A 21,178-nucleotide genomic window follows, 5' to 3' on the forward strand; every position below is an offset into this window, starting at 1 on the left:
CGACATCGGTCGATCGGCCGGAGCGTCATCCAGCGTCGTTTTTCCGCCACAAGGTGGCGGCGCGGCCGCGACCCCGACGAGACGTCAGCTGAAGTCGCCGCCCGGGGCCATGTCGGCGAACCGGGAGTAGTGGCCCTGGAAGGCGACGGTGATCGTCGCGGTCGGCCCGTTACGGTGCTTGGCGACGATGAGGTCGGCCTCGCCAGGACGGACGTCCTTGTCGTACACCGAGTCGCGGTGCAGCAGGATCACCATGTCGGCGTCCTGCTCGATCGATCCGGACTCGCGCAGGTCGCTGATCACGGGCTTCTTGTCCTGCCGCTGCTCGGGGCCACGGTTCAGCTGCGACAGTGCGATCACCGGCACCTGCAGCTCCTTGGCGAGCAGCTTGAGGGCACGGGAGAACTCGGAGACCTCCTGCTGACGCGACTCGACGCGCTTGCCGCTCGTCATCAGCTGCAGGTAGTCGATGATGACCATCTTCAGCCCGGCCCGCTGCTTGAGCCGGCGGCACTTCGCGCGGATCTCGACGAGCGTCATGTTCGGGCTGTCGTCGATGTACAGGGGCGCGTCGTTGATCCGGCCGCGGGTGGCCGCGACGGTGGTCCAGTCGCGGGGGTCGAGGGTTCCCTTACGCATGTTCTGCAGCGGGATGGCGCCCTCGGCGCTGAGCAGACGCATCGCGATCTCGCTCTTGCCCATCTCGAGGGAGAAGAAGATCGACGGCTGGTTGTGGCCGATGGATGCCGCGCGCGCGAAGTCCAGCGCGAGCGTCGACTTGCCCATCGCGGGGCGGGCGGCGACGACGATCATCTGTCCCGGGTGCAGACCGTTTGTCAGCTCGTCGAGCTCGCGGAAGCCGGTCGGCACGCCGGTCATGGTGCCGTCGCGACCGCTCGCGGCCTCGATCTCCTCCACTGCGGCGTCCACCGCGACGGTGAGCGGGACGTAGTCCTCCGCCTCCTGGGTGCCGGTGACCGAATAGATCTCCGCCTGCGCGCTGTTGACGATGTCGGTCGCGTCGCCCTGACCGTCGTAGCCGAGCTGCACGATGCGCGTTCCGGCATCCACCAGGCGGCGCAGGATCGCCCGCTCGGCGACGATGCCGGCGTAGTAGCCCGCGTTCGCCGCGGTGGGGACGATCGACGTCAGGGTGTGCAGGTAATCGGCACCGCCTGCCCTGCCGAGCTCGCCGGTCTTGATGAGCTCGTCGGTGACGGCCACGACGTCGGTGGGCTCGCCGTGCGAGTACAGCGAGAGGATGGCCTCGAAGATCAGCTCGTGCTTGGGGATGTAGAAGTCGGCGCCCTTGAGGGTCTCGATCACGTCGGCGACGGCGTCCTTGGAGAGAAGCATGCCGCCCAGCGCGCTCTGCTCCGCGAGAAGGTCGTGCGGGGGCGTGCGCTCCGGCGTGCGGGTGCCACCCAGACGTTCTTCCGAGATGTCGGCGATCGACACAGCACTCCCTCCCAATACGGATGCCTTCGCAGAGCCCCCGTGCTCTGCGCGTGGTCCGGGCGGAGATCCCGTCCCTGGCACACAGGGAACCACGAGCTCCCGACATCCGGTCCCGACCACGCTAGGAGCGGCCTTTTCCCCGTGCAACAGGGGCTGTGGATAACTCTGTGGAAGACGTGCGGAGAACCTCGGAGTGTCTGTGCAGAACGACTGTGGACAACTCGGTGGACAGCTCAGATTTTGATGAACTTTTATGGCTGTGACCAGCCGTATTTCTGATCCTCAAGCTGTGGACGGATTTCCGCTTAAAGCTCTGATTGAAGGTTGGCCGCCGCGTTGTCGCATGTGTACAACTACGGGGAAAAGTCAACTCCGCGCACACCGGGCGCGTCTGCGCCGGGCATGGCTGTGGTGCGGGCCCTTCGTGCCCGCACCACAGCTGGTTCGACCCGAGGTCAGGCGCTGCGACGCACCCGAACCAGCATCATCAGCCCTGCGACCAGGAGCAGCACTGCGGCTCCGAGCGGCGTGGCCTCCCCGCCCGTCGCGGCGAGGGTCGACGACCCGGCACGGGACGTCGCGAACGGCCGCACGGAGCGGTGAACAGTGCGCGCGCTGGTGTTCAGACCCGCGGGCGAACCGACGCGGGCACCGGGGGCGCCGCCGGTTCCCGGGGTACCCGGCGCGCCAGGCGTGCCAGGGGTACCCGGCGTGCCCGGAGTACCGGGCGTATCCGGAGCACCGGGAGTTCCCGGCGTACCCGGCGTGCCAGGGGTACCCGGCGTGCCAGGGGTACCCGGGGTGCCGGGCGTGCCAGGGGTGCCGGGCGTGCCAGGCGTGCCCGGGGTACCCGGGTACCCGGAACGTTCCGGAGAAGGCCGGTGATGGGGCCGACAGCCGCGAGGGCCACGCCGGAACAGCGTGAGCTCACGCTCGAGGCTGCCGCGCTTCCACAGGCCTTCGATGATCGTGCCGAGAAGTGCGGCCAGTTCCGCGGCCTCCTGGAGCTCTTCGGACGTGAACGGGGCGGCATCCGCGACGCGGCCCAGATTGAGGGTCCCGATGACCTCACCCGACACGATGACCGGCGCGTACACCAGGCCCCTCATGTGATGCAGCGAGAACACCTCGCGGTAGAGAACGGACTCCTCCCACTCCTCCGTGGACATCATCGCGATGTTGTAGGCCAGGTCCCGGGTGTCGATGGCACGGCTCAGCACGGGATCCTCATCACGCGCAAGAAGGTCGTAGCGAGCGAGGAAGAACCTGCTGACGCCGTGCGCGGATGTCAGCTGCGGACGGTGGGTGACGGGGTCGAGGAGGTCGAATCTGACGACGACCTCATCGAAGACCTTGTCGATGCCCGCGTACAGCCGGCGGGTCAGATCCTCCACGGATTCGGCGCACGAGAGATCAGCAGCGAACCGCAGCCTTCCGGGTGAGACTGTGCGCATACGCCCGTTATACGTGGCCGGGCGAACGAGGGTCAAGGCGACCGGCGAACCCGGAGACACGGAGAGCCCCCGTCGCGGGGACGGGGGCTCTCGCCGTTGGTGCGTGCGTCGCGAGTTACTTCGCGGCGACCACCTGGAGGGTGATCACGGCGGTGACATCCTCGTGCAGGCGGATGGTCGCCTCGTGCTCGCCGGTGGACTTGATCGGCGCGGTGATGTGCACCTTGCGCTTGTCGATCGAGCCCAGCTCGGCGGCGGCCACCGCGTCGGCCACGTCGGCCGGCTTGACCGAGCCGAACAGGCGGCCCTCGGCGCCGGCCTTGACGGCCAGGCGCACCTTGGTGCCCTCGAGCTTGTCCTTCAGGGCCTTGGCCTCGTCGAGGTCGTGGATCGCGCGAGCCTGACGAGCGGAACGGATCTGCTCGACCTGCTTCTCGCCGCCACGGGTCCAGGCGACCGCGTAGCCCTGCGGGATGAGGTAGTTGCGGGCGTACCCGTTCTTGACCTCGATGACGTCGCCGGCGCTACCGAGCCCGGCGACCTCGTTCGTGAGAATCAGCTTTGCCATGTCGGTGCTCCTTAGCGGCCAGCGCCGGCGTAAGGCAGGAGCGCCATCTCGCGCGCGTTCTTGATCGCCTTGGCGATCAGGCGCTGCTCCTGCACCGAGACACCGGTGATACGACGGGCGCGGATCTTGCCGCGCTCCGAGATGAACTTGCGAAGCGTGGCGACGTCCTTGTAGTCAATGACGCCCACGCGGATCGACTTCGCGGGGGCGGCGTTCTTCGCGCCCTTCCGCGGCTTGCGGCGGTCGCCGCTCGACTTTCCAGCCATGAGATTTCCTTACAGAAGATGAAGAGTTCCGGACGGATGAGCGTTTCGTCTCGGGCCTGCGGCCCTCGCTCAACGACCGGGATGGATCAAAACGGCGTGTCGTCGCCGAAGCTGCCCGGAGTGCTCCAGGCGTCGGCGCTCGTCGACCCGGGGGTCGACCACGGCTCGTCCGAGACCTGCTGCTGCGGACGGGACTGCCCGCCGCCGCCGGATGCGGCCCGCGTGACCTGTGCCGTCGCGTAGCGCAGCGACGGACCGATCTCGTCAACCTCCAGCTCGATCGCGGTGCGGTTGTTGCCGTCGCGGTCCTGGTAGGAGCGCTGACGCAGACGGCCCTGCGCGATGACGCGCATGCCCTTCGTCAGCGACCCGGCCACGTGCTCGGCGAACTCACGCCACACCGACGCGCGGAGGAACAGCGCTTCGCCGTCCTTCCACTCGTTGGCCTGGCGGTCGAACGTCCGCGGGGTCGAGGCGATGGTGAAGTTGGCCACCGGCAGGCCGTTCTGCGTGTAGCGCAGCTCGGGGTCGGCGGTGAGGTTCCCCACCACGGTGATGACGGTTTCGCCGGCCATGAGCCTTAGGCCTTCGCGACCTTGGGCTTGCGGGCGGCCTTGGCCTCGGCGCGCTTGGCCTCAGCGGCGACCATGGCCTGCGCCTCCTCGGCGCGGAGGACCTTGGTGCGGAACACGAGCTCGCTCAGCTTCAGCTGGCGGTCGAGCTCCTGCGTGGCCTCGCTCGTCGCGGTGAAGTTGACGACGGCGTAGATGCCCTCGTTCTTCTTGTTGATCTCGTAGGCGAAACGGCGCTTGCCCCAGATGTCGACCTTGTCGATCGAGCCACCATCGTTCGTGATGACCTTCAGGAACTTGTCGAGGTTGGGGGCAACCTGGCGCTCGTCCAGCTCGGGGGTCAGAATGACCATGAGCTCGTACTGGTGCGTCACTTACCCACCTCCTTCGGACTAGAACGGCTCCCAGGACTTTCCCGGAAGCAGGAGGGTGTTGTGCACGTCGTCCGCATCCGACGGATGCCGGAAGGCAGACAACCACAGAAGTCTACCCGATGGCGAGGGATGCGGCGGTCCGGCGGCGCACCGGCTCGGCGAGCGGAGTGGGTGCCAGGGTGAGGTCGCTGCCGGCATCCTGCCAGGACCCGGCATCCGTCCCGCCCCGCCGGCGGCGCACAGCGACCAGCGCCGAGACCAGCGGCGCGCCGACCGCGCCCGCGAGCGCCCCGGACAGGGTGCGGTCCTCCTCGCCGAGCACGAGCCGGCGGTGCCATGCGGCGTGCAGCGCACCGCCGCGCGGACGCGGCACGACGCGCGACGGAAGCTCGCCGCGCCGGCGCTGCGCCACGAGCCCGCGCACCTGGGCCCACCACTGCGAGTCGCGCGGATCATGGAAGTAGTTCTGGGCCGCCCACCCCGGATCCGGATGCCGGAAGCGTCGGGCCACCACGTCCTCCGCACCGCCCAGCAGCCCGCTGCCCCGGAAGACGTGGTTCAGGAGCGCTTTGCTCACGCCGAACTCGTCGACCGCGATGACCGGGACCCCGTGGGCGATCGCCTCCACGGCGGCGGTCGAGCTCACGGTGACCAGCCCCTCCGCCGTGGCGAGCGCCTCGGACATCGGCTGGTACGAGAGCACGAGGTTGTCGGGCGCGCCCTGCAGCAGTTCGGGGTACGCGTCGCGCTCGTGATGGGTCTCCGCCTCGCCTGGGCGCGACCTCAGCTTGACCACCACCCGCTTCGACGGCTCCGCGACGGCCGCGAGCCGGAGGATCTCGGCCATGCGCAGCCGCTCCCCCCGGGTGGCCGGGACCAGGGCCTGCGCGGCGAAGACGAGGTCGGTGCCTGGCGTGTGCAGCAGATCGGCCTCGGTGCCGCGGACGCGCTGGCCTGCGGCATCCGTCCGCCGCGCGAACGGCAGCGTGGCGAGCGCGATCGGGACGTCGACGCCGATGCGCCGTCCGAGCTGCGTGAACGCGGCCACCTCGCGCCAGGAGTGCACGACGAGCAGATCGCTGTGCCGGCGGTAGTCCAGCGCGCCGCGCTGGGCGGGAATGGACATGCCGGGCAGCCCGCTCACCACGACCGGGCGCGCCGGAAGGCGGTCGATCTCGCGCCCGAGAAGCCGTACGAACGGCCCGCGTCCGGCGAGCACGACGACGTCCGGGCGGTCGGCGCCCAGCCACGAGGCCACGCGTCCGAAGTCGATGCGGGTGACGGATGCGGGATCCCCCGCGAACCGGGTGCCGGCGAGCGCAGCCTGCTCCTGCGCCTCGCTCACCGTGAGCGGCGTGCGCACGAGGAGCAGGTGCCTGCTGATGTCGGGGACACGGTCGATGAGGTGCGCCGACCACTTCACGAAGGAGTCGGCGTCGGCGATCGCCACCACGCGCAGGCGGCGCTCACGGCTGCCGCGGAACGTCATGCGACGACGCGCCTCAGCTTCGCCATCGGTGCCAGCTCGCCGGGGTAGACCCGTTTCACGCCGTCACCCAGAGCCTCTTCAATGACGCGGATGTCGCGCACCAGGCGCTCGAAGCCGCCGGGCTCCAGGGAGGCGGCGTGGTCGGAGCCCCACATCGCACGATCGAGGGTGATGTGCCGTTCCACGGCGACGGCGCCGAGCGCGACGGCGGCGAGCGAGATCTGCAGGCCGCGCTCGTGACCGGAGTAGCCGACGGGGACGCCGGGATAGCGGTCGCGGAGCGTGGCGATCATCTTCAGGTTCGCCTCGCCCGCCTCCATCGGATACGTCGAGGTGGCGTGCATGAGGATGGTGCGGTCGGTTCCGAGCGTGTCCAGGGCGCGGTCGATCTGGTCGATGGTCGACATGCCGGTGGAGAGGATGACCGGCTTGCCGGTGTCGCGCAGGGCGCGCAGCAGCTCGGCGTCGGTGAGGCTGGCGGATGCCACCTTGTGCGCGACGACGTTGAGGTCCTCGAGGAACTCGACGCTGGGCACGTCCCAGGGCGAGGCGAACCAGTGCAGGCCCGCCATCGTGGCGTGGTCGCCGATCTCGATGTACTGGTCGCGGTCGAACTCGACCCGGCGGCGGTAGTCGAGGTAGCTCATGGTGCCCCAGGGCGTCTCGCGCGGCACGTCGCGCATGTGCTCGGGGGTGGCGATCTCGGGCGTCCGCTTCTGGAACTTCACCGCGTCCGCGCCCGCGGCGCGGGCGACGTCGATGAGCTTCTTGGCGATCTCGACGTCGCCATTGTGGTTCAGGCCGATCTCGGCGATGACGTAGGTGGGGCGACCCCCGCCGATCACCCGGCTTCCGATGCTGACGGTCATGACAGCCCTCCGTTCGCTGTGTCCCACCGGTCTACGCACCGGAGGTGAACCCCCGGGGTCGGGTCGGTGACCGCCGGGCGACCAGTCCGTTCGAATCGCCTGAACTGCTGTGAATCGGCCGGTTTCGGGACCGATCGCGCGATTCGAAAGTCAGGGGGCGGGGGTGGCGGCGGCGAGCAGGATCCGCTCGATCACCTCGCGGACGGCGCCCTCGCCGCCGCGGCGGGTGAGGACGACGCGGGCGGCGTCCTTCACGGCGGGGTGCGCGTTCGCGACGGCGACCGGCCAGCCGGCGAGGGCGAGGGCGGGGAGGTCGTTGACGTCGTTGCCGACGTAGGCGATGTCCGCGAGCGGGATGCCCTGCTCGTCCGCCCAGGCGGCGAGGGCGGCCGCCTTGTCGTCGACGCCGTGCCGCACGGGCACCCGCAGCTTGTCCGCGCGGCGGGCGACCACGGGGTTCTGCTCGGTGGACAGGATCAGCATCGGGATGCCGGCGCGGCGCAGCCGGGACACTCCCAAGCCGTCCTCGCGGCTGACGCGCACCGACTCGCGCCCCTCGCTGTCGACGGTGGCGGTGTCGTCGGTGTGCACGCCGTCGAAGTCGGTGACGAGGGCCGTCGCAGGGATCGGCGCGGGGACGGATGCCCCGCCAGACGCCGCCGATGCCGCCGATGCCGGGGCGTCCAGGGTTCCCGCGAGCGCCTCGGCGAGCGCGAGCTGATGCTCGTCGTCGATCTCGATCGCGGTGCGTTCGGGCACCTCCGCGATGCCGACGCGGCCGAAGAAGCGGTGCCGGGCGCGGCGGAAGCCCTCCGCGGAGAAGACGTAGAACGCTCCCGTCTCCAGGTAGTGCGGCTCCCGATCCTGCCGCCGCGGCCGGTGCGCGGCGTCGTGATTGATCGCCACGGCCTCGGCCCCGGCATCCCTTCGCCACAGGAATCCGTACGTCGCATGCGCGGAGAAGACGCTGTCGAAGCGGTCGTCGCGCACGTCGCCGATCGCCCGGGCGAGGGCGTCCGCGGGGATGAACGGGGACGTCGCCTGCAGGAAGACGACCGTGCCGACGCGGGTGCCGCTCGCCTCGAGCTCGTCCAGCGCGTGCAGCAGGGCGCTCTCGGACGAGGCCGTGTCGCCGGCGAGCGCGGCAGGGCGGTCGATCACGCGGGCGCCGGCCGCCGCGGCGACGCCGGCGATCCCCGGGTCGTCGGTGCTGACGGCGACGAGGTCCACGCCGGCGGCCGCGGCGGCGCGGACGGCGCGCTCGACGAGAGGCGTCCCTCCCACGCGGCGCAGGTTCTTCCCGGGCACGCCCTGGGAGCCGCCGCGCGCCGGGATGATCGCGACGGTGAGCCCGGCCGGCGCGGCCGGTCCCGCGGACACGGCGTCGGACGTCGTCCCGGGGGTCATCGTCCGGTCGCCGCCTTCCACACGCGGCGCGCGCGCCGGCGTGCTCCGGCCGCGGTCAGCCGCAGCTCCTCCAGCCGCCCGATGCCCCCGCGCGGTGCGAGCGCGCGCTGCAGCACGGTCGGCGCCGGTGCCCCCGGCAGGCCGAGCCGGCGCAGGCGCTCGGGCGGGACGTACCGCTCCCGTTCCGCGGCCGGCAGGGCGGCGAGGAACGCCTCCGCGCCCGGACGCAGGTGCGCGCAGATCTCCGGCTGCATGGCGTAGCCGACGGCGTCGACCAGCCGCTGCAGCCGTCCCGGCTCGTCGCCGCCGGTCCCGTCGCCGCCGGTCCCGTCGCCGACGGGCCGGGTGAGCGCGTCGACGATCACCGCGGGGATGCGGTTGCTGTTCTCGAACGGGCTGAGGCGGCGGAGCACGGCATCCGTGCCCACCGCGTGGATCCGGATGCCGGAGAGTGCGCGCAGGGTCGGCAGAGCGGTGGAGAAGCACGCGGCGACGTCCGTGACGCCCAGGCGCAGAGCGGCGTGCTCGGCCGGCTGGTCGCCGTCGTGGACCGCGAAGGCCATCCCGCGGTGCGCGGCGCTCGCGGCCAGCGCGTCGGCGAGTGCGGGAGGGGCGGACGGATGCGGTTTGAAGACGACCCGCTCGACTCCGGCATCCGCGAGCCGCTCGACCATCGCGACCTGCAGGGCGGTCTCCTCTGCCGCGCCGACGAGCCCGAGGGCGCCGAGGTACTGGCCGATCACCAGGCCGGTGCGGCGGTCGTCGCCGGCGAGCGCATCCAGCGCGGCATCCGGCACCGCCTCGCCCGCCTCGTGCAGCACCCGGCCGAACGCCTCCGGCGGCACCGGCACGCGTGCGGCACCGGCCTCGGCGAACACGAGCGGCTCGACGCCCGGAACCACGTCCGGGTAGACGACCCGGGCGACCCGTTCGGTCACCTGCCGAGGCATCCGGTTCCGCGTCGGCGAGTACGTCATCAGGCCGTCGCCGATCACGCCGAGCCGAGCCCGCGAGAACATCGTCATCAGCGTGCGCGCCGGGGCGACCTGCGGGGACTGCGCGAACAGCTCGATCTCGGCGTCGCCGAGGTCGAAGGCCCGGGAGAACAGCCGCTCCAGCAGCGGCAGGTCCTGCGGATCGGGCGTCCATGCGGTGGGGTGGCGCGGATCGACCAGCGGATTCAGCGGCTGGATCGCGTCGAAGCGGGCGCGCAGTGTCGCGTACCGCGGGGCCGTCGCGATGTCGAGGGCGGTCTCCGGCACGGCGGCCGTGTTCATCGGCACGAGGATGCGGCGCGAGGAGGCGCCGAGCAGCCCGGCGTCGATGGCGGCGGCGGCGGTCATCAGGCCGTAGGGGCTGTGCAGCGCGAAGAGCTGGATCATGCCGGCACCGCCTGACGAAGCACCCCGGCGAGCACCCGCCGGCGCGGGCCGTCCAGGCGGGCGAGCGCGGCGTGCGTCTCGGTGCGCGGCAGCCGCGCGAGCAGGCCGCGGATGCCGGTGCGCATCTCGCGCCGCACGGCCGGATGCATCCGCCGGGCGCGCACGAGGTGGTGCGCGCTCAGGGCGAGTGCCGAGAACACGGCCTTCGGCCGGAAGCGGCCGGCCTCGGGATGTGCGTCGACGAGGTCGAGCACCTCGCCCATGGCGCGGGTGAAGTGCAGCTGGCGACGATCGAGGGTGCGGGAGAGCGAGTCGCTGAGCCCGCGGCGGTACAGCAGGTGGGGCGCGTCGACGACCGCGAACGAGTCGGCGTGCAGGTGCAGCCGCCAGATCCAGGGGCGGTCCTCCGCGGTGAACAGCCCGTCGCGGAAGCCGGCCAGGCCGCGATCGAGCACCCTCCGGTGCAGCATGCCGGCCCACGCGTAGGGGTAGTCGACCATGCTCTTGTCGTCGACCGGGAGCACGGCCGTGCGCGGGTCGGCGACCACGCCGCGGGCGGTGAAGGGCGCGCGCACGAGCCTGCGCTCCGTCCGCTTCACGGTGACGTGATCCGTGCGCACGAAGTCGCAGCCGAGGTCTCGCAGCGCCGCGGCGAGCACCGGCAGGCGGGCGGGCTGCATCCAGTCATCGCCGTCGAGGAAACAGAACGCCTCCCCCTCGACGTGCGCGAGTCCCTGGTTGCGCGCGGTCGCCAGGCCGCGCGGATGCGGGTTGCGGATCACCTCGGCGTGATCGAAGCGCGCCGCGTACTGCCGCATGAGCGCGCCGGTGGCATCCGTGGACCCGTCGTCGATCGCGACCAGCTTCAGCGCCGACGGGTCGTCGAACTGGCGGGTGAGCGTCTCCAGCGCCGTGCCGATGTAGGCTCCGGCGTCCTTCGCGGGGACGATGACGGTGACGAGCGGCGCGGGCACCGGGTCATCGTGCCGAGGCCGTGTGACGCGAGCGCGACGCCGAGGTGAACGGGGAGTGACGGGCGGGGCGCGCGGGTACCGTTGTGCCCATGCATCCGCAGCCGCCCGCCGTCCCCTTCGACGCCCGTCCGCTGACCGAACCGGTCGATCCGCGGGCGGTCGCCGAGTTCGCGCGGGAGATGAGGCGGCGCACCCCGCCGTCCACCGCGGGGGTGGTGTTCACCGTCATCGCCGCGGTGTTCGTGGTCGCGGTCGCCCTGCCGGTCGTCGGCGCCATGACCGTGGTGCTCGCCACCGTCCTCAGCCACGGCGGCGACCTCTCCGCGCTCGCCGTGGTGCCGATCCTGCTCCTCGCACTGACGATCGTCGGGGGCGCCGTGTTCGGGGTCCTCTCCTGGCGCCGACGGCGGGAGCAGCGCTACCGGATCGCCCGGTTCGCCGCCGCGAACAACATGGTCTACGAGGACCGGATCGCCGATCCGCAGCTGCCGGGCATGATCTTCCAGCACGGCTCGGGACGGATGTCGACCTCGCTGGTCCGCGGGTTCCACCCGCGCTTCGTGGAGTTCGGGAACTACCAGTACACGGTGAAGCACGGCAAGAGCTCGACCACGTACCACTGGGGCTATGTGGCGGTGAGGCTCGACGTGCCGCTGCCGAACATCGTCCTCGACGCGGTCGGCAACAACACCCTCGGCTCCAACCTGCCGGCCTCCTTCTCCAAGGATCAGCGTCTCTCGCTCGAGGGCGACTTCGACCGGTACTTCACGCTGTACTGCCCGCGCGGCTACGAGCAGGACGCCCTCTACCTGTTCACGCCCGACATCATGGCGCGCTTCATCGACCACGCCGCCGAGCTCGACGTCGAGATCGTGGACGACTGGATGTTCCTCTACATGCGCCGCCCGGTGTCCACCACCGACCCGGCGACCTGGGCGTGGCTGTTCGGGATCGTCGGGGCGCTGATGACCAAGTTCGATCAATGGGCGCGGTGGCGGGACGAGCGTCTGCGTGCGGCCCAGGCATCCGCCCCTCCCGCGTCGACGGATGCCGGGCCGCAGCCGCCCCTGCCGTTCGCACCGCCCGCCGGCATGATCACGCCGCCCCCTCCCGGGGTCGCGCCGGAAGGGCGGCGGCTGAAGAAGAGCACCTCGTGGATCACGATCCTGGTGTTCATCCTCATGATCGTCGGCTGGGTGTGGATGCAGTTCGACCACTGACTCCGGTTCCGTGATGGAGCCCGGTTCGGTCGCGGAGCCCGAAGTGCTCCAGCTCGGCCTCGTCGAGCATCCGGGAGCGGATGAGGAACCGCTTGCCGGTCGGGCCCTCGACGCTGAACCCGGCACCGCGCCCCTCGACGACGTCGATGGTGAGGTGCGTGTACTTCCAGTACTCGAACTGCGCCTCCGACATGTAGACCTCGATCGGGTCGATCCCCTCGATCTCGAGACGGCCGAGCAGCACGTCGCTCGGCCCGACGAGGAACATCCCGACCGGGTAGCACATCGGGGACGACCCGTCGCAGCATCCACCGGACTGGTGGAACATGAGCGGCCCGTGCTGCGCGGTCAGGTCGCGGATGAGGGATGCCGCGGCATCCGTCACGTCGACCCGCTGATAGGCGCCGATGCTGACCATGTTGACGACCCTTCGCCGTTCGGTCGTTGAGCGAGGAGCGAAGCGACGAGACGAAACGCCTCCGTCCGGGTGCGTTTCGTCTCGCTTCGCTCGCTCAACGCAGGGGTGGATGCGGATCAGAAGAAGCCCATCGGACCTTCGGCGTACGACACCAGCAGGTTCTTCGTCTGCTGGTAGTGCTCGAGCATCATCCGGTGGTTCTCGCGGCCCACACCCGACTGCTTGTACCCGCCGAACGCGGCGTGCGCGGGGTACTGGTGGTAGGTGTTCGTCCAGACGCGGCCGGCCTGGATGGCCCGTCCGGCGCGGTAGGCGGTGTCGCCGTTGCGGCTCCACACTCCGGCGCCGAGCCCGTACAGCGTGTCGTTGGCGATCGAGATGGCCTCGTCGAAGGTGCTGAAGCTCGTCACCGACAGCACCGGGCCGAAGATCTCCTCCTGGAAGATGCGCATGTCGTTCGTGCCCTCGAACACCGTCGGGGTCACGTAGTAGCCCTCACTGAGGTCGCCGCCGAGGTCGGCGCGCTCCCCGCCCGCGAGCAGCTTCGCGCCGCCTTCCTTGCCGATGGCGATGTACGACAGGATCTTCTCCAGCTGATCGTTGGACGCCTGCGCCCCGATCATGGTCTCCGGGTCGAGCGGGTTGCCCTGCTTGATGCGCGAGACGCGCTCGAGCCCGTCGGAGAGGAACGAGTCGTAGATCGACCGCTGGATGAGCGCGCGCGACGGGCACGTGCACACCTCACCCTGGTTCAGCGCGAACAGGGTGAAGCCCTCGAGAGCCTTGTCGTAGAACGGATCGGCGGTGGAGGCGGCGACGTCCTCGAAGAAGACGTTCGGGCTCTTGCCGCCGAGCTCCAGGGTGACCGGGATGATGTTCTGCGACGCGTACTGCATGATCAGTCGGCCGGTCGTGGTCTCGCCGGTGAACGCGATCTTGCGGATGCGCTTGTGCTGCGCCAGCGGTGCCCCCGCCTCGATCCCGAACCCGTTCACGATGTTCACCACACCCGCGGGGAGCAGGTCGCCGATGATGTCGAACAGGAACATGATGGATGCCGGCGTCTGCTCGGCCGGCTTGATGACCACGCAGTTGCCCGCGGCGAGCGCCGGGGCCAGCTTCCACGTCGCCATCAGGATCGGGAAGTTCCACGGGATGATCTGCCCGACGACGCCGAGCGGCTCGTGGAAGTGGTACGCCACCGTGTTCTCGTCGAGCTGGCTGATCCCGCCCTCCTGGGCGCGGAGAACGCCGGCGAAGTAGCGGAAGTGGTCGACGGCGAGCGGGATGTCGGCGGCGAGCGTCTCGCGCACCGGCTTGCCGTTCTCCCACGTCTCGGCGACCGCGATCCGCTCCAGGTTCTCCTCGATGCGGTCGGCGATGCGGTTCAGGATGACGGCCCGCTCCGCGGGGCTGGTCCTCCCCCACGTCTCGAACGCCTTCCAGGCGACATCGACGGCGCGGTCGATGTCCTCGGCGGTGCCGCGGGCGACCTCGCAGAACGGCTTGCCGTTGACCGGGCTGATGTTCTCGAAGTACTGGCCCTTCACCGGCTCGACGAACTCGCCGCCGATGTAATGGCCGTAGCGCGGACGGTACTGGGCGATCGACCCGGGCTGCCCGGGGGCGGCGTACGCGGTCGACACACTCTCTTCGACGATGGTCATGGCGTCTCCTTCGACTGTCATTCGACTGCCCGCGGCATCCGCGCCGCAGGTTCCGTGTGGGTCGACGATAGGCCGCGCGACGTTGCGGCCCGGTGCGCAACGTTGCATCCGGTTGCGGGCGCTGGGCCCTTCCCGCGATTCGAACGGGTCAGCCGCCGAGGCGCTGGATGCGGCTGACCAGCCCGGCGCGCTTCGGCGAGCGCGCGGGCAGCATCTCCAGGCACAGCCGCAGCACCTCGAGGTCCTCGGCGCCCTCCGGGATGTCGGCGTAGGCGAGCAGCACGTCCACGCTCGCCTCGGTCAGCATCGTCTCGCGCAGGGTGGCCTGCACCGTCTGCCGGAACTCCTCCACGCCGGGCGCGACCGAGTCGGGCAGCACCGGGCCCGGGTACGCCGACAGCGCCACCCGGTGGGCACCGCGGTCGAGCAGGGACAGCACGTTCTGGGCATCCGTCTCCAGCGGCATCGCGAGCCGGTAGGGGCGCGACTGCGGCACCAGCTGCGGAGACAGCCGCTCGAGCACCTTCCGCAGCCGGACCATCTCTGGCCGCAGCGTGTCCGGCGACGCGTCCTCGCCGTAGACCAGCTCGCTCAGCCGCTCCGCCGACACGCCCTGGCGATGCACGGCGAGCATGAGCAGGATCTCGGCGTGCCGGGCGCTGAGCTCGATCACCGTCTCGGCGTCGGATGCCGCGACCTCGAGGCGTGCGCGGTCGCGCCCGAGCACCTGGAGCATCGCACGTTCCGGCTCCTGGTGGCGGCGCCCGCCGGCGCGGGGGGCGGTCGTTCCGGGCGCCTCGGCGCGGGCGCGGAGCCGGGCGACGAGGAGTTCGGCCTCGACCGCGCGGACGGTGGCGTCCACCAGCATCCGCGCCTGCGGCGTGACCGCCTCGCTGCCGCCGGTGACGTCGATGACGCCGAGGATGCGCCGGGTCTCCGGGTCGAACACCGGTGCCGCGGTGCAGGACCACGGCTGCACGAGCCGGTTGTAGTGCTCGGCCTGGTGGATCTGCACCGACTCGCCGAGCGCGATCGCGGTGCCGGGCGCGGCGGTGCCCACCGACGCCTCCGACCAGTTCGCCCCCTCGACGAAGCCCATGTCGCCGGAGAGCACCCGCTGCCGCAGATCGCCCTCCACCCACAGCAGCCGGCCGGCGTGGTCGCCGACCGCGACGATGACGCCGGAGTCCTCGGCGGAGCCGGGCAGCAGCAGGTTTCGGATGAGGTCCATGGCGCCGGCCAGCGGATGCCCGCGGCGGTACTCCTCGAGCGCCTCGCGGGTGAAGTCGAGCGGCGGCAGGCCCTCGGCGCCGACGCGACTGCGCCACGCCCGCTCCCAGGAGGCGCGGACGAGCGGACGCACCTGCTGCAGGCGGCTGTCCTCGAAGTTGCCCGCGACCAGCTCCTCGTGCGCGCGCTCGATCAGCAGGCGCGACGCCTCGGGCGAGATGTCGCGGGACGAGGACCACGGGGATGCCACGGCTGCTCCCATCGGCGCTGACGGCGGTGTGCCCAGTCTAAGTCGCCGCCACAGGCCGCGGACCCTCCGGCGCCCGCCGCTCGAAGCGGGCGGCCGGCCAAGGGCTGAAAGCCTCGGTCAGCCGCGGGCGGCCCACCACTCCCGGAGCCGCTGCTCGGCGGCGTCCGGGCCGATGACGCCCTCGTCGAGCCGCAGATCGAGCAGGAAGCGGTACGCCTCGCCGACCTCGCGCCCCGGCGGGATGCCGAGGATCTCCTGGATCCGGTTGCCGTCGAGTTCGGGGCGGATGCTGTCCAGCTCCTCCTGCTCGCGCAGCTCGACGATCCGGCGCTCGATGTCGTCGTAGGCCGCAGCGAGCCGGGCGGCTTTGCGGCGGTTGCGGGTGGTGACGTCAGCGCGGACCAGGATGTGCAGCCGCTCGAGCAGATCCCCGGCGTCGCGCACGTACCGGCGCACGGCGCTGTCGGTCCAGGCGCCCTCCGCGTAGCCGAAGAAGCGCAGGTGCAGTTCGATGAGCTTCGCCACGGCATCCGTCGTCTCGCCGTCGAACCGCAGCGCCTGCATCCGCTTGCGGGCCATCCGGCCGCCGACGACGTCGTGATGGTGGAAGGTGACGCCGCCGCCGGGCTCGAGCTTGCGGGTGCGCGGCTTGCCGATGTCGTGCAGCAGCGCGGCCAAGCGCAGCGGCACGTCGGGGGCCGCGCCCGGGTTGCGCCGGTGCTCGAGCTCGATCGCCTGGCGCACCACGGTGAGCGAGTGCTCGTAGACGTCCTTGTGGTGGTGATGCTCGTCGACCTCGAGACGCAGGGCGCTGACCTCCGGGAGGAACTCCTCGATCAGCCCGGTCTCGACCAGCACGCGGATGCCGCGGACCGGGTCGTCCGTCTGCATCAGCCGCACGAGCTCGCCCTGGATCCGCTCCGGACTGACAATGCTCAGCGTCCCGCGCAGCTTCTCGATCGCGCGCTCGGTGGCCTCCTCGACGCCGAAGCCGAGCTGGGCGCTGAAGCGCGCCGCGCGCAGCATCCGCAGCGGGTCGTCGCCGAAGCTGACCTCGGGATCGATCGGGGTGCGCAGGGTGCCGGCGAGGAGGTCCTCGACGCCGCCGGCCGGGTCGACCAGCTTGATGTCGGGAACCCGGAGGGCCATCGCGTTCACGGTGAAGTCGCGACGGAGCAGGTCGCCCTCGATGCTGTCGCCGAACTCGACGACCGGCTTGCGGGTGACGCCGTCGTAGCTGTCGGCGCGGTAGGTGGTGATCTCGACCTGCTCGCCCTGGACCCGCGCGCCGATCGTGCCGAACGCCCGCCCGATGTCCCACTGCGCGGTGGAGATCGGGGTGACGATCCGCAGGATGTCGTCGGGACGGGCATCCGTGGTGAAGTCGAGGTCGTGCGTCACCCGGCCGAGCAGGGCGTCGCGCACCGGACCGCCGACGATCGCCAGCTCGAAGCCGGCATCCGCGAACGCCCGCGAGAGGGTGGCGACGACCGGGTTCTCGGCGAGCGCGCCGAGACGGGCGAGGCCGTCGGCCATGTTGAGCATGGGTTCCAGGGTACCGGGGTGCGGAAGCGGGACCCGCGCGCGGATGCCGGGAACGGCCCGCCGGGCGCCGAGGCATCGGCAGTCAGCGGAGTGTGAACCAGCCGAGCGCGGCGCCGTAGAACGGCAGCAGCACGAGAAGCGCGACTTCCAGGAGCGCAGCGACCATGATCGTGGTCCAGGCGCCGGTGATCAGCGCGCGGCCGGTGTCCCCTCGCCCGCGCCGCTGCCAGGTGGCGATCAGAGCGAGCACCACGGCCACCGGCGGGACGATGCTCATGACGATGCTGACGGTGGCGAAGATCCGCCACGGTTCGGGCTCCGCCTTCGGTGTGGACTGCGCCAGCCGCTCGGCCCGCGCGCACAGACCCGCCCGCGCGTACGCCAGCACCGGCGGCGAGACCCGCTTCGGGCCCCGGGGCAGGGTGAGAAGTGCCACAGTCACCACTGCGGGGACGGCGATCAGAAGCCCGTACACGACACCGGCGAAGTACCGCGCGAGGTCACTGCCGGTACTTGCCGACATCGACACCGTCGCTCCTTCGAGGACGACAACCACCGCGATCAGTGCAGGGAGCAGGGGCACCGTAACGGCGTCGAGCACCCGTGCCTGCAGCGCCGCGGGGATCACCTGCACAGCGGTCGCCACCGCAAAAGCGGTGACGATGGTTGCGAAGACGGCGAAGACGACCGTCGCCCCGGCGTGGGGCACGAGGGTGTGAGCGATCCACGAGCACAGCGCGATCACGATCGCCCCCGCGAGTCCGCCCTGGACGATCAGAGACACCGTCGGATGCGGGTCGATGCGTCCTGGAATACGCGTGATCGCCGTCCGAATCCGGTCCAGGTCCTTCTCGTTGCGGACGCTCGGAGGCTGAGGCGTTCCGCCTGGGTCTCGGCGAGTGTGGCGGCATCGGCGGCGATGAGCATGGCCAGGGTGGCACCGGCAGGAACGCCGAACAGGCGGACCACGTCGAGAGCCCCCGGGATACTGGCGACGAACGCGTTCGCAAAGGCGGACAGCGCAACGAAGGCCGACGCCAGCGCCACGATCGCGGCGACCCGCCCCCAGAACTGCCGCTGCGCCACAGCGTCCTCGGGTTCGGTGCTCTCGCGATCGCGCGGCATCCGCAGGCGAGTTCGCGCAGAGTCTCAACGGCGAGAGCTTGAACGCCGCGTCGCAGAGCTTGGTCGCGGAGGCGCAGAGGAATCACGCGGCTACGGCATCGGCGATTGAGGGGCTCAAGGCGCAGGCCGCGGCGAACCAGAAGCTCGTCAGCCAGGTCGGCGGCGCGGTGCAGCGGATCGAAAAGCGCACCGAGGAGCGAGTCGTGAAGGCCGTCGAACAGGTCGCCGGGGAGGCGTCTGCCACGATCGCGGCAAACCTCGACGCATCGAACGAGCGCGCCGAGCGGATCATCGCTGCCACGGCGAAGCTGGAGGCCCGTCAGCTCTGGTCGGCCGCCGCCGCGATGTGCCTCGCACTCCTGCCGGTGGTGGTGGTCGTCGCCGGGCTCTGGATGGGCATCGCTGGGCTCATCACCGGCGCTCAGTGGGCGCTGGACGTGGACGGTAGCGTGTGGCTCGGGATCGGGCGCTGGCTCGTGATCGCCGCGGGCCTCGCGGCGGCCGGCTACGGGGTCTTCGCGTCCGTCCGCTGGGTTGCTGGCCTCGTGGAGACCTGGAAGGGTCGCGGGATGCCGACGTGGCCGAACTGGCGACGATGACTGGAGCCACTCGAACTACTGACCCCGGTCAGTAGTCGAACGATTGCCGCAGCAGCCGGTCGAGCGACGTCGGTGCCGCCGCAGTCGCCGGAGGACGATCGCCGCTGTGACGGCCACCCCGACTGCGATCCCGGCACCGATGAGCCAAGGGTTGCCGAGGAAACCTCCGATACCTGCGAGGGCTCCGCCCGCGGCGAGGAGAGGCAGGCCGCAGCAGATCAGCAGCGGAAGCGCGCAGCATGCCAACAGGAGCAAGCCCGTCCCAGCACCGACAAGCACGCCCGCGCGATGCGAGTCGTGGTCCTTATCGCCGCTCATCGTCTGTTCCTCTCCCAGCTGAGCGTTCCCCCCGATTGTCTGCGTGCGCGTTCACGCGCAGCACGACAGGAGCGACGGGTCGGTGGTGAAGGCCTTGGCGGCGATCCGGATGCCCTCGGCCATGGTCAGGTAGGGGGCCCAGGCGTCGGCGACCTCGGCGACCGTCTTGCCGAGCACGTGGACCCCGGCGGCGGCGAGCTCGCCGGCGTCCTTGGCGACGGCGGTGATGCCGAGGATCTTCCCGGTGTCGGCGTCCACGACGATCTTGACGAAGCCGCGGGTGTCGCGGTTGACCAGTGCGCGGGGCACGTGGTGCAGGGGCAGGACGCGGCAGTCGCAGCGGATCCCGGCGGCGACGACGTCCTTCTCGGTCATCCCGACCGCGCCGATCGCCGGGCCGGTGAACGTCACCCTCGGCAGTCGGGCGTAGTCCACGGCCCGGTCGGCGTCGGCGAACGCGTTCTCGGCGACGAGGGTGCCGTGGTGGGCGGCGACGTAGACGAACTCGGGGTGGCCGGTCACGTCGCCCGCGGCCCAGATCCGCGGGTGGGAGGACTGCATCCGGTCGGAGACGACCACCTCGCCGAGGTCCCCGGTCTCGACCCCGACCCTGTCGAGGCCGAGCCCGTCGGTGACCGGTCGTCGTCCGAGGGCGACGAGCACCTGGTCGGCGCGGAACTCCTCCCGCCCGCCGGCGACGTCCGCGGTGACGACGGCCTGCCCGGTCGCGGCGTCGCGGGACACCCGCGTCGGCAGCGCGCGGCGGACCACCCGGATGCCCTCGTCGGCGAACACCTCCTCCAGCGTCCTGGACACCTCCGGCTCCTCCTTCGACGCGAGCCGGGACCGGACCAGCACGGTGACCTGGGAGCCGAGCCGGGCGAACAGCTGCGCCTGCTCCAGAGCGACGTAGCCGCCGCCGAGCACGAGCAGGGACTCAGGGAGTTCGGTCAGCTCCATCGCCGTGGTCGAGGTCAGGTACCCGGTCTCGTCCAGGCCGTCGATCGGCGGGGCCCACGGCCGAGAGCCGGTCGCGACCAGGTAGTGCCCGGCCTCGATCGTCTCGGTGCTGCCGTCGTCCCCGGCGACCTGGAGGACCGGTGCGTCGGGGGTGCCGGCGAACGCGGCGTCGCCGCGGCGGACGGCCCAACCGTAGGAGTCGGCGACGTCGGCGTACTTCTCGCCCCGCAGCGACTCGACCAGCGCCTGCTTCCCGGCGATCAGGGCGGGCATGTCCACTGGCCCCGCCGTCGTCGCGATCCCCGGGAACCGGTCGGCGGCGTCGGCCGTGGAGTGCCGTGCGTCGGCCGCGGCGATCAGGGCCTTCGACGGCACGCAGCCGGTGTTCACGCAGGTGCCACCGAGCGTCCCGCGCTCGATCATCACCACCGACTTGCCGAGCGTGGTCGCGCGGATCGCGGCGGCGAACGCACCACCGCCCGATCCGATGATGGCGAGGTCGTACTTCGTGGGCATCGCAGCTCCTGTCAACACTTGGTCTTCCGGTCTGTCTCAGCCATACTGGACCTTCCAGTGCAGGGGAAGGTCAAGAGGACTTCTGCCGAAAGAAGAGGGGGCCTGCGATGCGCATCGGGGAACTCGCCGAGCGGGCGGGAACGACGGCGAAGACGCTGCGGTTCTACGAGGAGCAGGGCCTGCTGCCGCCGGCCGAGCGCACGCCGTCCGGATACCGCGACTACGCGCCCGAGACGGCCGCCCGGATCGACTTCGTCCACCGCGGCCAGGCCGCGGGCCTCACCCTCGCCCAGATCCGCCAGATCCTCGACATCCGCGACGACGGCGCTGCTCCCTGCGAGCACGTGCGCGACCTCCTCGACGCACGCCTCGCCGAGATCGAGCAGCAGATCGCCCAGCTCGCCGCGCTGCGCGACACCATCACCGAGCTCAGACGCGACGCCGCGCAGCCCGACCCCGACTCGTGCAGCGCGGACCAGGTCTGCCGGTACCTGTAAACGGCAGAGCCGGTCGCACC

The 21,178-nt window shown here is 71.1% G+C and carries 19 protein-coding genes and 1 pseudogene; 3 read left to right on the forward strand and 17 right to left on the reverse strand.

Annotated features, from left to right (window positions below):
* Nucleotides 1-84: 84 nt before the first annotated feature.
* The 11 genes from dnaB to JRG78_RS12370 all read right to left on the reverse strand — a co-directional run bounded on the left by dnaB (nucleotide 85) and on the right by JRG78_RS12370 (nucleotide 10,813).
* Nucleotides 85-1,458 (reverse strand): replicative DNA helicase, encoded by a 1,374-nt coding sequence (gene dnaB, locus JRG78_RS12320; protein ID WP_272653430.1) that lies wholly within the window; start codon nucleotides 1,456-1,458, stop codon nucleotides 85-87.
* Between the two features lie 455 nt (nucleotides 1,459-1,913).
* On the reverse strand, nucleotides 1,914-2,948 hold the full coding sequence (locus JRG78_RS12325) for a GAF domain-containing protein (protein ID WP_272653431.1): 1,035 nt from the start codon (nucleotides 2,946-2,948) through the stop codon (nucleotides 1,914-1,916).
* Nucleotides 2,949-3,027: 79 nt separating this feature from the next.
* The gene (rplI, locus tag JRG78_RS12330) at nucleotides 3,028-3,480 is read right to left on the reverse strand and encodes a 50S ribosomal protein L9 (protein ID WP_259606937.1); all 453 of its coding nucleotides are present in this window, start codon (nucleotides 3,478-3,480) and stop codon (nucleotides 3,028-3,030) included.
* An 11-nt stretch (nucleotides 3,481-3,491) separates the two neighbouring features.
* Entirely contained in the window at nucleotides 3,492-3,746 is a 255-nt protein-coding gene (gene rpsR, locus JRG78_RS12335; RefSeq protein ID WP_040168021.1) for a 30S ribosomal protein S18, read from the reverse strand.
* Nucleotides 3,747-3,832: 86 nt separating this feature from the next.
* A complete protein-coding gene (locus JRG78_RS12340) occupies nucleotides 3,833-4,321 on the reverse strand; it encodes a single-stranded DNA-binding protein (protein ID WP_259606938.1) in 489 nt (162 codons plus the stop codon).
* Nucleotides 4,322-4,326: 5 nt separating this feature from the next.
* On the reverse strand, nucleotides 4,327-4,692 hold the full coding sequence (rpsF, locus tag JRG78_RS12345) for a 30S ribosomal protein S6 (protein ID WP_259606939.1): 366 nt from the start codon (nucleotides 4,690-4,692) through the stop codon (nucleotides 4,327-4,329).
* Nucleotides 4,693-4,804: 112 nt separating this feature from the next.
* A complete protein-coding gene (locus JRG78_RS12350; RefSeq protein WP_259606940.1) occupies nucleotides 4,805-6,181 on the reverse strand; it encodes a DUF6716 putative glycosyltransferase in 1,377 nt (458 codons plus the stop codon).
* Nucleotides 6,178-7,050, reverse strand: coding sequence for an N-acetylneuraminate synthase family protein (locus JRG78_RS12355; protein WP_259606941.1), 873 nt, complete (start codon nucleotides 7,048-7,050; stop codon nucleotides 6,178-6,180). The genes JRG78_RS12350 and JRG78_RS12355 overlap by 4 nt, the downstream gene beginning before the upstream one ends.
* Before the next feature lie 150 nt (nucleotides 7,051-7,200).
* Nucleotides 7,201-8,457, reverse strand: a complete 1,257-nt coding sequence (locus tag JRG78_RS12360) for an acylneuraminate cytidylyltransferase (protein WP_272653432.1) — start codon at nucleotides 8,455-8,457, stop codon at nucleotides 7,201-7,203.
* Nucleotides 8,454-9,839 (reverse strand): polysialyltransferase family glycosyltransferase, encoded by a 1,386-nt coding sequence (locus tag JRG78_RS12365; RefSeq protein WP_272653433.1) that lies wholly within the window; start codon nucleotides 9,837-9,839, stop codon nucleotides 8,454-8,456. The genes JRG78_RS12360 and JRG78_RS12365 overlap by 4 nt, the downstream gene beginning before the upstream one ends.
* Nucleotides 9,836-10,813: a glycosyltransferase family 2 protein gene (locus tag JRG78_RS12370; protein WP_272653434.1), complete on the reverse strand. Its 978-nt coding sequence runs from the start codon at nucleotides 10,811-10,813 to the stop codon at nucleotides 9,836-9,838. The genes JRG78_RS12365 and JRG78_RS12370 overlap by 4 nt, the downstream gene beginning before the upstream one ends.
* 89 nt (nucleotides 10,814-10,902) lie before the next feature.
* On the opposite strand from JRG78_RS12370, the gene JRG78_RS12375 reads away from it, so the two are divergent.
* A complete protein-coding gene (locus JRG78_RS12375) occupies nucleotides 10,903-12,033 on the forward strand; it encodes a hypothetical protein (protein ID WP_272653435.1) in 1,131 nt (376 codons plus the stop codon).
* On the opposite strand, the gene JRG78_RS12380 is transcribed toward JRG78_RS12375, so the two are convergent.
* The 5 genes from JRG78_RS12380 to JRG78_RS12400 form a co-directional block, all read right to left on the reverse strand.
* Complete coding sequence (locus tag JRG78_RS12380) at nucleotides 11,993-12,451, reverse strand: DUF779 domain-containing protein (RefSeq protein WP_272653436.1); 459 nt, start codon at nucleotides 12,449-12,451, stop codon at nucleotides 11,993-11,995. The two genes, JRG78_RS12375 and JRG78_RS12380, sit on opposite strands and share 41 nt — an antisense overlap.
* A 116-nt stretch (nucleotides 12,452-12,567) precedes the next feature.
* Entirely contained in the window at nucleotides 12,568-14,118 is a 1,551-nt protein-coding gene (gene exaC / locus JRG78_RS12385) for an acetaldehyde dehydrogenase ExaC (protein WP_259606950.1), read from the reverse strand.
* Nucleotides 14,119-14,266: 148 nt separating this feature from the next.
* A complete protein-coding gene (locus JRG78_RS12390; protein WP_272653437.1) occupies nucleotides 14,267-15,598 on the reverse strand; it encodes a GAF domain-containing protein in 1,332 nt (443 codons plus the stop codon).
* A 117-nt stretch (nucleotides 15,599-15,715) separates the two neighbouring features.
* Nucleotides 15,716-17,143, reverse strand: a complete 1,428-nt coding sequence (locus JRG78_RS12395; protein WP_272653438.1) for a CCA tRNA nucleotidyltransferase — start codon at nucleotides 17,141-17,143, stop codon at nucleotides 15,716-15,718.
* 82 nt (nucleotides 17,144-17,225) lie between these two features.
* Nucleotides 17,226-17,888: a hypothetical protein gene (locus JRG78_RS12400; protein ID WP_272653439.1), complete on the reverse strand. Its 663-nt coding sequence runs from the start codon at nucleotides 17,886-17,888 to the stop codon at nucleotides 17,226-17,228.
* 253 nt (nucleotides 17,889-18,141) lie between these two features.
* Here JRG78_RS12400 and JRG78_RS12410 point away from each other — a divergent pair.
* Nucleotides 18,142-18,867 (forward strand): annotated as a pseudogene (locus JRG78_RS12410) (hypothetical protein); the annotation flags it as partial.
* Nucleotides 18,868-19,236: 369 nt separating this feature from the next.
* On the opposite strand, the gene merA reads toward JRG78_RS12410, so the two are convergent.
* Nucleotides 19,237-20,661: a mercury(II) reductase gene (gene merA, locus JRG78_RS12415; protein WP_272653441.1), complete on the reverse strand. Its 1,425-nt coding sequence runs from the start codon at nucleotides 20,659-20,661 to the stop codon at nucleotides 19,237-19,239.
* Between the two features lie 107 nt (nucleotides 20,662-20,768).
* Here merA and JRG78_RS12420 point away from each other — a divergent pair, with 107 nt between their 5' ends.
* Nucleotides 20,769-21,158: a heavy metal-responsive transcriptional regulator gene (locus JRG78_RS12420; RefSeq protein WP_010079214.1), complete on the forward strand. Its 390-nt coding sequence runs from the start codon at nucleotides 20,769-20,771 to the stop codon at nucleotides 21,156-21,158.
* The last annotated feature ends 20 nt before the right edge of the window (nucleotides 21,159-21,178 follow it).

It is taken from the genome of Microbacterium sp. EF45047, from assembly GCF_028472845.1.
Lineage (GTDB): Bacteria > Actinomycetota > Actinomycetes > Actinomycetales > Microbacteriaceae > Microbacterium > Microbacterium neungamense.

Bases quoted from the DNA above. Each gene is read 5' to 3' on its own strand.
- rplI (WP_259606937.1), bottom strand. From the start codon at position 3,480: ATGGCAAAGCTGATTCTCACGAACGAGGTCGCCGGGCTCGGTAGCGCC.
- rpsR (WP_040168021.1), bottom strand. From the start codon at position 3,746: ATGGCTGGAAAGTCGAGCGGCGACCGCCGCAAGCCGCGGAAGGGCGCG.
- JRG78_RS12340 (WP_259606938.1), bottom strand. From the start codon at position 4,321: ATGGCCGGCGAAACCGTCATCACCGTGGTGGGGAACCTCACCGCCGAC.
- JRG78_RS12350 (WP_259606940.1), bottom strand. From the start codon at position 6,181: ATGACGTTCCGCGGCAGCCGTGAGCGCCGCCTGCGCGTGGTGGCGATC.
- JRG78_RS12355 (WP_259606941.1), bottom strand. From the start codon at position 7,050: ATGACCGTCAGCATCGGAAGCCGGGTGATCGGCGGGGGTCGCCCCACC.
- JRG78_RS12360 (WP_272653432.1), bottom strand. From the start codon at position 8,457: ATGACCCCCGGGACGACGTCCGACGCCGTGTCCGCGGGACCGGCCGCG.
- JRG78_RS12365 (WP_272653433.1), bottom strand. From the start codon at position 9,839: ATGATCCAGCTCTTCGCGCTGCACAGCCCCTACGGCCTGATGACCGCC.
- JRG78_RS12375 (WP_272653435.1), top strand. From the start codon at position 10,903: ATGCATCCGCAGCCGCCCGCCGTCCCCTTCGACGCCCGTCCGCTGACC.
- JRG78_RS12380 (WP_272653436.1), bottom strand. From the start codon at position 12,451: ATGGTCAGCATCGGCGCCTATCAGCGGGTCGACGTGACGGATGCCGCG.
- exaC (WP_259606950.1), bottom strand. From the start codon at position 14,118: ATGACCATCGTCGAAGAGAGTGTGTCGACCGCGTACGCCGCCCCCGGG.
- JRG78_RS12395 (WP_272653438.1), bottom strand. From the start codon at position 17,143: ATGCTCAACATGGCCGACGGCCTCGCCCGTCTCGGCGCGCTCGCCGAG.
- merA (WP_272653441.1), bottom strand. From the start codon at position 20,661: ATGCCCACGAAGTACGACCTCGCCATCATCGGATCGGGCGGTGGTGCG.
- JRG78_RS12420 (WP_010079214.1), top strand. From the start codon at position 20,769: ATGCGCATCGGGGAACTCGCCGAGCGGGCGGGAACGACGGCGAAGACG.